Source organism: Candidatus Magnetominusculus dajiuhuensis, assembly GCF_046044395.1.
In the GTDB taxonomy this organism is placed as follows: Bacteria; Nitrospirota; Thermodesulfovibrionia; order Thermodesulfovibrionales; family Magnetobacteriaceae; genus Magnetominusculus; species Magnetominusculus dajiuhuensis.
The window spans coordinates 1-13,752 of sequence record NZ_JBJUSG010000102.1; the positions used below are offsets into that span (position 1 = coordinate 1).

Sequence of the window (13,752 nt, forward strand, 5' to 3'; positions counted from 1 at the left end):
GGGGGGGGGGGGGCTGCTTTACTATTGTGACACAGTCTGTTCACGGGAATGACAGACAAGGGGAGACGGAATCAGGTTGTCATTCCTGCGAAAGCAGGAATCCAGTCTTCAAAGGTGGACATAAAAGGGACATATTTATTCATTTTGCAATTGGCTCGGTCGTGTGTTGATTTTACCCGTATAGATATGTCAATATTAGTGCGCTCGGGTTGCGTCTGCACGGGTAGGGTGTGTGTTGTTGGGAAGTTATAAATCAAGGGAGAGTAAGGGCTGAATGGTTGAGGGGCACAATGGCGCTGAAAAGCAAAAGAATGTAGGAAGTTATCTGAACTATTCAAGGTTTACTGTCTTCATGGCGGCGGTTGCCTTAGCCTTGCTGGTATTTACGGCCGTCTCGACTAAAAATAGCGAGATGACAAAACTTCACAAGTACGCGTTAGGGCAATTAAATACGTATAACAGAAATTTGCTGGATATGTTAAACATTTATGAGACCTTCCCTAAGTTACTATCAGAGCGTCCTACCGTTATAGAATTTGTAAGACATCCCGGCAGGGCGGCAAATATAAATGATTACTTGCTTAGATTCAATGACTCGGCAGGGTCAGAGTCAACTTATGTAATGAATGCGGACGGTATTGTGATAGCTACGAGTAACTTCAAAAAACCACAGAGTTTACTCGGCAAGGATTTAAGGTTTAGAGAATATTTCCGAAGCGCCATAAAAGGAACGCCCTTCCGGTTTGTAGCCGTAGGCGTTTATACGAAAACCCCGGGTTATTATGTATCATATCCTATAAGGAGCGGTAGGCAGATAATAGGTGTTGTCGTAGTAAAATACCTGATACAACTATTTACGCTTCATAACGCGGGTCACGATGAGATTTTTATGCTTGTGGATAGAAACGGCATTATTTTTCACTCCAGCGACAAGAGATATACTTTTAACAGCCTGGTCAAGCTGCCGGATAATGTGCTGAAAGAGATTAAGGACATCAGGCAATATGAAAATATTCCTTTATTGCCACTGCCGATTATAAAGAAATCGCAAAATAGCGGCATAACCACTGTTACCCTTGGCCAACCGGCACAATCAAAATCTGATAATCAAACGAAAGAGACACAATACGTGGAGGCAAGGGCGCAAAATAAGGATGCCGACTGGACAATGATTTTCCTTGTCAGCACCGCCTCTGTTACTAAAGATATTATTAATCATTGCTCATATGTATTGCTGGCGATGGTCGTGGTTTATCTGATTGGCATATTCGCGCTGTACAGGGCTAAATCAAAAGGCACGTTATTGAGTAGCTATAATGATTTATTGGAACAAAAGAAAGAGACAGAGACCCATGTAAAGGAACAGGAGATTATAAAGTCTATCCTCAATGTATCGTTATCGTCCGATTCTCTTGAGGTGCTGCTGCAAAAGATATTGGAACTTATACTGCTCAACCCATGGATTTCATTACAAGCTAAGGGGTGTATCTTTATTAACGATGAGGACTCCGGCGAACTCAAAATAGTGGCGTCTCAGAATTTCAGAGAAGACCAGTTAGTGGTGTGCTCACCGCTGCCCTACGGTAAATGTCTTTGCGGGCAGGCTGCCTCTACAAGGGATATAGTATTTTCGCAAGACGACGAGACAGACGAAAAACACACCGTCAAATACGACAGTATCGCCCCCCACGGCCATTACTGTGTGCCCATCATTTCAGGCGACAGATTACTGGGTGTATTCAATGTTTACCTGAACAAAGGGCACGAACGAAAAAAAGATGATGACGTATTTTTAAAGACAATAGCGCGTACGATTGCCGGTGTTGTCATTCGCAAAGAGGCCGAAGAGAAGATAAATCAAAGTTTTTTGATCCAAAATGTCATAAATTCGATATTACAATTATCAATACAGTTCTTATCACTGAAGGAATATCTTGAGAAATTTCTCGAGCTGATAAGCACCGTGCCCTGGTTATCCACAAAATCCACGGGATGTATCTTTTTGATAGGAAATGACCCCGATGAGCTGGAGATGGCGGTTCACAGGGGGCTTGCCCCGCAGTTGTTACACTTATGCAGGCGTGTGCGCATGGGCAGTTGCCTGTGTGGACAAAGCGCCTCAACAGGTAAGGTGATATTTACCTCTGCAATGGATGCCCAACATGAGGTTAATTATGAGGGCATAGGCGCTCATGGGCATTATTGTGTCCCTGTTAAGGTAGAGGGGAGGGTAATCGGCGTAATAAACCTGTACGTAGAGGAGGGCCACGAGCGAACAGCGCTGGAGGAAGACTTCCTTGTGTCTGCCGCCAACACCTTATCAGGCATCATTGAGCGTAAACGTATGGAAGAGAAACTGGAGTATATGGCCAATAACGACGCCCTCACCGGATTGCCTAACAGAATACTGTTTTTTGACAGGTTAGGACATGAAATAAAAAGCAGCACACGTTATGGATACATGCTTGGAGTTCTCTACATAGACATAGATAATTTTAAATTGATCAACGACACAATGGGACACGACGCTGGAGACAAGTTAATAAAATCAATTGCCGATAGACTGCTTAAAAGTATTCGGGAATCTGACACCGTATCACGGATGAGCGGCGATGAGTTTACGGTGATACTATCGAATGTGAGTAATGTCAACCAGATAGAGACTGTTTCAAATAAACTATTAGCGTCTCTAAAGGAACCCTATGATGTTAATGGTCAAACTCACACCTTAACGGCAAGCATAGGCATAAGCGTTTTCCCGTCGGACTCCAACAGCGCGGGTGAGCTGCTCAAACACGCCGACACTGCCATGTCTCACGCAAAGAACGCGGGCAAAGATATTTGTCTGTTATTTAATCCCGAAATGGATGAGGCGCTGAACCAGCGCATAGCGCTTGAGAAAGAACTCCGTTTTGCAATCGAGCGCGATGAGCTGGTTGTTCACTACCAGCCACAGATAGACATCTCAACGGGCAGGATAATAGGGGCAGAGGCACTGGTGCGCTGGCAGCATCCACAGAAGGGGCTGCTCTATCCTGATAAATTCATAACCATAGCAGAGGATACAGGACTAATTATACCGCTTGGCGAACAGGTGCTTTACAAGAGCTGCAAACAAAATATCGCATGGCAAAACGAGGGGCTGCCACCCATAGTGGTTGCCGTTAATGTATCAACCACTCAGATATCATGGAACTATGATCTGGCGGACATGGTATTTGATGTGTTGGATAAGACAAAGATGCCGCCGGGTTATTTAGAATTAGAGATTACCGAGAGTTTTTGTATGCAAAACGTTGACAGCACGGTTTCGATGCTGCACAGATTTAACGCTAAGGGTATCCAGGTGGCAATAGACGATTTCGGCACCGGCTATTCGTCGTTGAGTTATTTAAAGCATCTGCCGTTTAAGAAGCTGAAGGTGGACAGGTCATTTGTAAATGAAATTACAAAGAATCAGGATGATTTGACAATCGTCAAGACGATTATAGATATGTCGCACAACCTGAGATTAAAGGTAATCGCCGAAGGAGTGGAAACTGCGGAGCAGTTAGAGATTTTACGCGCCCTCGGGTGTGATGAGGTGCAGGGGTATCTCTTTAGCAAACCGGTTACAGCGGAGAAATTCGCGGCTTTATTAAAAGACGAAGGGGGGTAACCCCCCTTCACCCGTATTTTTGCCAACGTTTTGTCTATTGATTTCCGGCTGCCGCTCGTTGGCGGCTTCAGTGCTCCGGGTGGGGGCAGCCGTGCTGGCTGTATTATATTAACTAAAATATGAAAAAACTTGTCATCGTATCAATTGCAACAATGGTCTTGGCCATGATGGTATTTCTATTTGTCGAGCTGTACGTGCCGGTCAGTTATAACGCGGACGAGCTGGAGGTGCAAATCCCAAAGGGTTGCTCCCTTAGGCGCGCTATTGATATACTTAAGGAAAAGGGAATTTTGAGGGGACTTTCAATTGTGTTTTATGTCGCTAAATACAAGGCCATTGACAGGGATTTAAAGCCCGGATTTTATGTTTTCCATACAGGTTCAACCCCCCTTTCAGTCCTCGCCATCCTCATCAAGGGCGACACGGTAAAGGTAAGGCTGATGATTATCCCCGGTGAGACTGTCAAAGATGTCGCAGCCAAGTTCCCGTCACTCAATAGCTCCGTGCCGGATGAGTTTCTCAACCTCGCCTCTGATAAGGACTTTCTGAACTCTATTGACATCAAGGCATCCTCAGCGGAGGGTTATCTGTATCCTGAGACATATATATTTGATAAGGGCGTAACCCCAAAGGAGGGCATCACGCTCATGGCGCACCTGCTGAGGAAAAACTATCCACAGGATTTCAGGGACAGACTAAGTGCAATCGGCCTGACAGAGCATCAGCTTTTGACGCTCGCCTCTATCGTCGAAAAAGAGGCAAAGGCGGATACAGACCGTCCCCTTATTGCCGCGGTTTACCTCAACAGGCTTCGCATTGGAATGCCACTTCAGGCCGATCCCACCTGCATCTATGGCGTTAAGGATTTTAAATATGGCATATCCGCGGGCGACCTCCACAACGACACACCATATAACACTTACCGGCACACGGGGCTTCCGCCCGGTCCTATCGCGTCGCCTTCTCTGAAATCCATAACTGCGGCACTACACCCCGCAGATGTGCCCTATCTATATTTCGTATCAAAAAAGGACGGGACACATTTCTTCTCAGAAACCTACACACAACACAAAGAGGCCATAGGAAGATACACAGGGAAATCCCCTGTCAGCCATGTTATTGCGGCTACGCCGAAAAAAACAAAAGCCAAACATAACCCAAATTCCCGTAAACACAAAAAAAGGAGATAACCACAACCCATGCCTCAAATACTCGGAACAACCCGCAAAACGACCCGCACTATATACGTTGGCACAGTCGCAGTAGGTGGTGACGCCCCTGTTAGTGTTCAATCAATGACAAAGACGCCCACGACCGATATACAGGCGACCGTAAACCAGATAGCGGCGCTCAGAGAGGCAGGCTGCGAGATAATCCGTATAGCAGTTTTGAACGCCGCCGCCGCGGATGCCCTTGGCCAAATCAAACGCGCCGCCACCATCCCCATCATAGCCGATATACACTTTGACTGGAAGCTGGCCTTAAGGGCCATTGCTAACGGCGTGGATGGGCTGAGGATAAATCCGGGCAATATTGGGGCGCTGTGGAAGGTAAAAGAACTTGTAAGCGCCTGTAAGGACAAGGGAATCCCCATAAGAATTGGCGTAAATGCCGGTTCACTGCAAAAAGACATCTTGCAAACATATGGCCATCCCACGCCTGAGGCAATCGTGGAAAGCGCGCGCAGACACATCGAAATCCTTGAGGGCATGGATTTCAACCTCATTAAGGTATCCCTCAAGGCGTCTAACGTGCCGTCAACGGTGGAGGCATACAGAACATTTTCACGCACCTACGACTACCCGCTTCACATAGGCGTGTCGGAGGCCGGGCCGCCCCCCGCTGGAATAATAAAGAGCGCGGTTGGCCTTGGTATCCTGCTTTATGAGGGCATAGGGGACACAATGAGAGTCTCCCTGACTGCCCGGCCGGAGGAGGAGGTCAAGACCGCCTACTCGATATTGCGCTCCCTTGGCCTGAGAAAACACGGCATTGATATAATATCATGCCCTACATGTGGCCGCACGAGGATTGACCTTATCAACCTCGTGAGGGAGGCCGAAAGTAGGCTCAAACCCCTGAACAAAAACATCACAGTTGCCATAATGGGCTGTGAGGTAAACGGTCCGGGTGAGGCAAAAGAGGCCGACGTAGGGATAGCTGGTGGCAATGGGGTAGGGCTGTTGTTCAAAAAAGGGGTTGTCATTAAGAAGGTCATGGAATCGGAACTGCTTGACTGCCTGGTAGAAACAATTGAAGGACTGCCGGAGCACTGAAGCCGCCAACGAGCGGCAGGTGGAAATTAAAGGACAAAACGTGGCGAGATTTACGGGGTGAAGGGGGGTTACCCCCCCTTCGTCGTTAATCCTTTAATCTTTGGACTTTGTCATGTATCAATCCTGAACTCAGCGCCGCCTTCTACGTTTGATACTGAGAGCTGCCAGCCCATGTTGGTCTCTATTATTGTCTTGGACATGTACAGACCGATGCCCGTGCCCTTATCCGGCGCCTTCGTTGTAAAATATGGCTTGAATATCTTGTCTATCATACCTTCGGGGATGCCGCCTCCGGTGTCGCGTATAGTAATTGTTATCCTGTCGTCCTTGCGAACTGTGATGTCAATCTTATTTTCAGTTCCTTTGTCTTTGCGGCTGAGTATTGCATCTTTTGAATTACTTATAAGATTTAATACAACCTGCTTGAATTCGTTTGGGTAGCCGGTTACGGTGAAATCATCCCCTTTGAGCCAGAGCTTCAGAGCGATGCCGCTTTTAGCGAAATAGGGGGAGAACATGGAGATTACCTCTTCGACCGCATCTCTCACATTAAACCGAATCTTTTCTTTTGAGGGACGAAGGAAATTCCTGAAATCATCGGCTGTCCTAAGCATAAAGTCTGTTTGACTTATTATTGTAGTTACAGAGGAATGTAGATATTCCTTGTCAAGCTGATTATGAGTAAAGGCGTCTTCAAGGTCTTGAGCCGTTGCTGAGATTGCGTTTAACGGCTGCTTCCACTGATGGGCTATCATGCCGAGCATTTCACCCATTGCCGCCATTTTGGACTGTTGTACGAGTATCTGCTCACCACCTCGGCGTTTAGCTGTCTCCTCTTCCACCTTTTCTTTTAATGACCTTTGCAGAAAGTACAGATTCAGGTGCGTGCCCACGCGGGAGATTACTTCCTCCTTCTGAAAGGGTTTACAGATATAGTCAACCCCGCCGCATTTGAACGCGTTGACCTTTTCGGCCACATCTGTGAGGGCGCTTATAAAAATCACGGGAATACCTGCCGTGAGGGCGTTGGCCTTCAGACGGCGGCATACCTCGTAACCGTCCATATCAGGCATCATTATATCAAGAAGGATTAAGTCCGGCATGTGTTTGACTGCCATATCAAGGGCCTCCTGCCCGCCGTATGCCATCAACACCACAAAGCCGGCAGACTGAAGCTGTACCGAGAGCAGTTTTACGTTTATCGGCTGGTCGTCAACAGCTAAAACGCAACCCTTATTTTCCATCGGCCTGACCCGTGAAGAATGACGAAACTGTCTCCAGAAATTCCTTATACCTTACGGGCTTGGACACATAGCCGTCGCATCCGGCGTCTCGCATACGCTGCTCATCTCCCTTCATCGCAAAGGCAGTGAGGGCAACCACCCTGATATGCCTTGTTGAGTCGTCCTGCTTTAACATCTTCGTAGCGGTGAGGCCGTCAATATCGGGAAGCTGAATGTCCATAAGAATGACTACGGGTTGAGCCTCTTTGGCAATCCTGATTCCATCGGTGGCGTTGTCGGCCTCAAGCACTGTGTAGCCGCTTCGCCGGAGGATCTCAGACGCCAGTTTCATGTTTAATGGATTATCCTCTATAATCAGTATTTTCTTCATATTTTTACATCCGGTGCCTGCGTTTGCACATGGCCTCTGCCCCGCATAGCCCGCCTTGCCTCGGCAATCAGGTCCATCTTGTCAAACCGCCCCTTATTTACAATCTTAAGGACATTATGGTTCAGCGCCCTACGGTCTTCCTCCGTTATTACCTTAGCGGTGAGGATTATGATATATATTGACGCGGTCTCGGGCAGTTCCTTCAGGCAGCGCACGACATCGAAGCCTGTCACCTCTGGCATCATCAAATCAAGCAGTATCAAATCCGGCAGCTCGCGTCTTGCCGTATCAATGGCCTCCTGTCCGCCGTATGCCCTGAATACCGAGCAGTTTTCATACTGAAGATAAAGGGATACGATTTCAACCGCCTTAGGGTCGTCATCCACCACGAGCACCTTTAATTGCCCTGTCAGGTCTTCAGGTACAATTCCGATTTGCCTGACGGCCTCAATAAGCTCGTCCTTTGATACCGGCTTTTGCAGTACATTGGACGCCCCAAGGGAAAAACCCTTGGATTTGTCGTTCAACATAGATATTATCAGCACTGGGATATGTTTTGTGGCCTCACCTTCCTTTACATTCTTGAGAAAATCCAACCCGTTCATGTCTGGAAGCATGATGTCAAGGGTGATGAGGTCGGGGATTTCCTGCGCCGCAAGGGCAAGCCCTTGCGCTGCGGTTGAGGCACGAATTGTCCTATAACCCTCTGAGCCAAGCTGGATACTTAATAGCTCGGCTGACTTAGGGTCGTCCTCTACGATAAGCACAAGCGGTTCTTTTATTTCTTTGGGTAATTGTTCGGGCGGTGAGTCAGGCACTTCCTCAACCGGATGGCTCATCTCTGGCAGTTCAGCATCCGACACATCCTCCCTGTAAGGGATTTTGAAGGTAAACTTGCTGCCCTTGCCCTCCTCGCTCTCAACGCCTATCGTACCGCCGTGCAGCTCAACCAGCCGTTTCACCATCGCAAGGCCCAGCCCTGTGCCCTCATATTTTCGCGAAAGCGAGCCGTCTATCTGCTCAAATGGCCGAAAGAGTTTCTTCATCCCCTCTTCTGACATGCCGATTCCAGTGTCGGTGACGGATATCTCAAGAAATTTTCTGTTATCCACAGCGATGGCGTCGGCGTTCAAAGTTACCGTCCCATTGGCGGGGGTGAATTTAACCGCGTTAGAGAGCAGATTATAGACGATTTGTTTAAATTTCCTCGCGTCTGCAAACATATGCCCAACAGATTCCTGTACGTTGAGTTTAATGGCTATATTGTGAGCGTGAGCCTTTTCTTTTATTATTGAGAGGCTGTTTCCAAGCATATAGGGGATATCAAGCCTGTCAAGGTCAAGGGTCATCTTGCCGGCCTCTATCTTTGAGAGGTCAAGGATGTCGTTAATAAGAGACAGCAGATGCTGTCCGCTGGTAAATATATCGGTTACGTACTCTTTCTGGCCATCTCCAAGGTCGCCCAGGACGCCGTCTTTGAGTATCTCCGAAAACCCGATAATCGCGTTAAGCGGCGTTCGAAGCTCATGGGACATGTTTGCCAGAAACTCTGACTTCAGCCTGTTTGACTCCTCCAGTTGAGTGTTCTTTCTGGCTATCTCATCGCCCCTTAATTTTACCTGTTCCGTCAGCTCTTTCATATCGTTATACTGTTTTAAGCTCTGGAGGGAAATGCCGATGTTTATCGTAAGCCGCTCAATAAACCCCCTGTCAAGGTCGGTAAGCGGAGCGACTGACGCCACCACAAGGACGCCCATTACCCTGCCCTGATGGAAGACGGGCTGGACGATTACGGCCTGAGGGGCTATGGAGATAAGCCCCGTTTCTATTGTAAGGGGAAACTGTTCGCTGCCTGTTATCTCAATGGCGCGTCCGCTGACAATGGACTGTCCGACTATCCCCTCCGAAAGGCCGAATTCCTTTCTTAGAGAGCCTGACACACCGTAGGATGAGTCACACACGAGCAACCCTGCCCACTCGTCGTATGAATAAAAGGCGAGGCTGGGATATGACAGGGATTCTGACAGCAGCGCCAACATATCCGACATGGCCTGTTTCTGGTCGAAGGTCGTGCTGAATATAGACATTGCCCTGGCATACACCGAATCGTAGCGGTACCTTGCCTCAAGCTCGGCGTTCTTTTTAGCGGACTCAGCCTCGGCTAATTTCCTCGCCGTTACGTCATTTTTTATCGCTACAAAATGTGTCACGTTTCCATTTTCGTCTTTTATCGGGGTAATCGTCGCGTCTTCATAGTAAATCCCGCCGTTTTTCTTTTTGTTGCTGAACTCGCCGTGCCAGATGCTCCCGCCAACAATGGTATCCCATAGCTCCTTATAGTAAGACCTTGGCTGGAGGCCTGATTTGAGTATCCGCGGATTCTTTCCAATCGCCTCAGCGCGGCTGTAGCCGGAGACACGCTCAAAGGCCGGGTTGACGTATTCAATAACCCCGTTACTGTCCGTTATTACTACAGACTCCGACGACTGCTCTATGGCATTGGAGAGTTTCTGCATCGCCTTCTCCGTCTTAACCCTTTCTGATGTGTCCCGTATTATGGCGTTAAACACCCTGCCCGTCGGTGTTATGCTTTCACCTACTGATATGTCAACATCGAATATCTCCCCGCTCTTTCTTTTTGCCTTTGCCCTTGCGATCTGGCCCATTACTTTTTTAACGCCAGTTTCGAGGTAATTCCTGACATACTGGTTATGATTAGAATGAAACGGCTCAGGCATAAGACAATTTACATTAGTGCCTATTACCTCGTCAGTGCGATAACCAAATATTTTCTCTGCCCCTTTGCTGAAAAGTATTATCGTCATGTCTTCGGGGTTGATTGAGACAATCGCGTCTGCGGCGCTGTCAAAAAAAGACTGCATCCTCGAATTTGCGGTAGACAGTTCTATCGTCCTCCTCTGAACCCGGTCTTCCATCTCTTTGAAAGACCGCCCTATGGTCACTGTCATGGCGTTAAAACGCTCTGCAAGCACCATCAGCTCGTCTGCCGCCTGAATTTCGACCAAAGACAAATAATCGCCGCCGGTTATTTTCTCCGTATCCTGAATCAGCGACGCTATCGGCTTCAGCACCCTGCGCCGCAAATAAATCAGATTCGATATCATCAACAAGACGCCTATCGCCGTGAGAACATACCTTGTCCAGATAAAAATCCCCTCCGCCTTCTCCACGCTGTTAACAAGATGTGTTACAACCCCATCAATATCTACCTCGACGAAATCGTGTATCTTCTTTCCCTGTTCCCGCAAAAGCGTTGCCCTGTCTTGTGGCGATGCAATAAATATGGAATCAAGCCCGGGCTTAAATTCCTCTTCCCAGCGATGGATTATGAATCTGAGCTTTTTATCTAATTCAGGGTCTGCAACTTTTACAAGATCATACTTGACGCTGCCGTCTTTAAGGGCGTTGAGGATTGCCTCGAATCTGCCCATCTCCATTTTTACGTGTCCGAGGGTCTCTTCCCTTTGCGGGGACTGTTCATCGAATGCCTTCTTAACCAGATATACTATCTGAAACGCCCTCATCCTCTCTGAACCTGCAAGGTTTATCGCCCTGCTGAAACCGTTGACCTTCTGTGAGAACCACATCCCGCTCACAACGAAGGCTATAAAGATAAGAACAGTGGAGACAAAAATCAGTTGAAAAGACCTGCTCATCGGCGTAAACGTGCGTTCAGGAGTTTGATTAATCTCTCTCATTTCTTCTCACTCCCCGACAAAAAAAATGTCTCCACACGGCTTGCCTTGTCGTCATTCCGGCTTGTCCGGAATCTGTCTCTCCACGACATCCTCAAGCCAAATAAGATTCCGGACAAGCCGGAATGACAGACTAAGGGTAAATTCACTATTCCTCGGCGCGAAGGTTCAGCTATAAATGTCGTGGGGTGAGTCATTTTTTATAATCCCTCATATTTTGAATTGCCTCAGCCTTTCAGCCTTTCATATACCTCTTCAAACTGCGAGGCGGCCTCTATAAATGCCTTGAGCACGTCGGGGTCAAAATGGTGCGGCATCGTCCTGCCATCGCCCTCAGTGATTATCTGATATGTCTTAGTGTGGTCAAAGGCGGGTTTATACGACCTTGCGCTTCGCAGGGCGTCGTACTGGTCGGCTATACTGATTATCCTGCCCTCTATGGGAATCTCAAGCCCCTTCAATCCCGCGGGATAACCTGAGCCGTCCCATCTTTCATGGTGTGTTACGGCGATGGTCTTTGCTATTTCAAGTCTGCTATGTTCACCGATTATCTTAGTGCCATAAAAAGTATGGCTTTTCATAGCGGAGAATTCCTCAACGGTGAGCTTTCCCTTTTTCTTGAGAATATCGGGGTGTACGTGGATTTTGCCTACGTCGTGAAGCGGGGCCTGAACGCGCATAGCGCTGACAAAAGACTCGTCCATGCCTAAAATCTTTGCCGTTATGGCGCTGAACTGCCCAACCCGTATTATATGGTTTCCCGTATCCTCGTCATTGGCCTCAGACGCCCTCGCAAGGGCATATATGGCATACTCGAAGGCGTTTTCTGTTTCTGACAACTGCAACGACAGTGACCGCAAAAACAGGCCCTGCATCACAAGATTCTTTAAGATAGCGGTGTCGTATTTCTTAATCGGCCTACCGTAGTTAAGCGCAAACACGCAGAAATTCCCGCCAAAATACCAGATAATGTTTGAGACCTTAATACCCCTGGACCCCAGAATTGAAACAAAGGCGTCTATCCCCGCCTCGGTCATGTCGTCTTTGTTCGCGCAGGAGAATATCTGCTCACGGGTCTTTAAATGCGGGCAGTTATCGCAGTTGAGATCTATGGCCATAGACGATTTTACCACCTTGCCGTCTATTAAATCATACTTAAGCCAGTGCCAGTTACTGAACTCATCAACCGTATGTATAATAACTATGTTGGGTTTATCCAGCTCCAGCGCTGTTTGCCTTATAAGCTTGCCTACGATTCTGTCTATATTAGATACGTAGCTGAAATTACCCGGGTCAAAATCCTGCATCACCTGCTCACCAAACGAGGTCAAATCCCCTATGCAGTTATAGGCGAAAAGCAGGTTATCGTTTAGTCCCTTCATCTTGAGGAGCATTTTGATGCGCGCAAGCACCTCAGCCGCGTCAAACGGCTTCGATATAAAATCCTCTGACCCCGCCTCAATGCCCCTTATCCGGCTCTCGGTATCAGTCAACGCCGTTATCATAATAACCGGAATGTTCTTATACCGCTCGTCTTCCTTAATCTCCTTGCATACCTCAAAACCATCCATGCCGGGCATCATAACATCCATGAGGACGAGGTCAATCCTCTGTTCATCAATTACCTTAAGGGCGGCAAGGCCGTCTTCAGCCATCTTCACATCATAGCCCTTGTGGATTAGTATGGCGTTGAGGAGTTTCAGATTTAACGGCTCATCATCAACACACAAAATAACCGGCCTTCGGTTAGTCATAATCCTCCCATGCGTATTTTCAATAGTCACATTCTAATTAGCTTGTTAACTCATTGAAAAAGCGGGTTTATTGCTTTCCTTTTCGGTCTCGTACAAGGACATCGCCACCTCCATCACGCGCTCTGCCCATCTCTCGTCGTCTTTGTTTAGTTTCATCTCTATGGAGAAATCCCTTATGTCGGGTACGGTTAGTTTGTAGGGGTTTTTTACGCTTTCGGGGTCTATGTAGATGTGGCGGAGCTGATGTCTTACTATCCTGATCTTATCTTTCTTTTCTACGTGTGTGAAGACGATTTTATCCAGATATAAGAAAAAATCGTATCCCTCTTCGTTAATCGTCGCGTCTCTGGTTAAAAGTCTGTTAAGCTCGTTTGTCTTTTGAATCCTGCCAAGGACGAGGTTTCCCTTGCTTTTTCTCGCCTTTAAATCATATATGATTTTTATGTTCACATTTACAAGCTCAGGGAAAAACTCAGCCCTCACCTCGTCCACAATGGCTATGGCCTCAGTGGGTGCGTCTTCGTATCTAATAAATATCACGCTGGACTCCTTTCGTTAAAAAATGTAATTTCGCATGGATTATACCATATGGCGGCAAGTTTGTGAATAAAATTAATTAGGCAGTCAGGGCAAACGCATTTGAAATTGCTTCCCTTATTTTTGTCATCGCCCTTATTTTTGTCATTCCGGCTTGCAGACTGTGTCATAATAGTAGGCCAGCCCCCCCTTTTTTT

At 47.5% G+C, this 13,752-nt stretch carries 8 protein-coding genes; 3 read left to right on the plus strand and 5 right to left on the minus strand.

The window, feature by feature from the left end:
* The first annotated feature begins 274 nt into the window (after nt 1-274).
* From AB7D94_RS12965 to ispG, 3 genes are all read left to right on the plus strand, one after another.
* Complete coding sequence (locus AB7D94_RS12965; RefSeq protein WP_420266310.1) at nt 275-3,658, plus strand: EAL domain-containing protein; 3,384 nt, start codon at nt 275-277, stop codon at nt 3,656-3,658.
* A 119-nt stretch (nt 3,659-3,777) separates the two neighbouring features.
* A complete protein-coding gene (gene mltG / locus AB7D94_RS12970; RefSeq protein WP_420266311.1) occupies nt 3,778-4,848 on the plus strand; it encodes an endolytic transglycosylase MltG in 1,071 nt (356 codons plus the stop codon).
* Between the two features lie 9 nt (nt 4,849-4,857).
* Entirely contained in the window at nt 4,858-5,934 is a 1,077-nt protein-coding gene (gene ispG / locus AB7D94_RS12975) for a flavodoxin-dependent (E)-4-hydroxy-3-methylbut-2-enyl-diphosphate synthase (protein ID WP_420266312.1), read from the plus strand.
* Between the two features lie 110 nt (nt 5,935-6,044).
* On the opposite strand, the gene AB7D94_RS12980 is transcribed toward ispG, so the two are convergent.
* The 5 genes from AB7D94_RS12980 to AB7D94_RS13000 form a co-directional block, all read right to left on the minus strand.
* A complete protein-coding gene (locus tag AB7D94_RS12980) occupies nt 6,045-7,178 on the minus strand; it encodes a hybrid sensor histidine kinase/response regulator (protein ID WP_420266313.1) in 1,134 nt (377 codons plus the stop codon).
* Nucleotides 7,168-7,548, minus strand: a complete 381-nt coding sequence (locus AB7D94_RS12985; RefSeq protein ID WP_420266314.1) for a response regulator — start codon at nt 7,546-7,548, stop codon at nt 7,168-7,170. The genes AB7D94_RS12980 and AB7D94_RS12985 overlap by 11 nt, the downstream gene beginning before the upstream one ends.
* A complete protein-coding gene (locus AB7D94_RS12990; protein ID WP_420266315.1) occupies nt 7,545-11,267 on the minus strand; it encodes a PAS domain S-box protein in 3,723 nt (1,240 codons plus the stop codon). The genes AB7D94_RS12985 and AB7D94_RS12990 overlap by 4 nt, the downstream gene beginning before the upstream one ends.
* A 224-nt stretch (nt 11,268-11,491) precedes the next feature.
* Entirely contained in the window at nt 11,492-13,018 is a 1,527-nt protein-coding gene (locus tag AB7D94_RS12995) for a response regulator (RefSeq protein WP_420266316.1), read from the minus strand.
* Between the two features lie 45 nt (nt 13,019-13,063).
* Nucleotides 13,064-13,558: a putative metallopeptidase gene (locus AB7D94_RS13000; protein WP_420266317.1), complete on the minus strand. Its 495-nt coding sequence runs from the start codon at nt 13,556-13,558 to the stop codon at nt 13,064-13,066.
* Between the last annotated feature and the right edge of the window lie 194 nt (nt 13,559-13,752).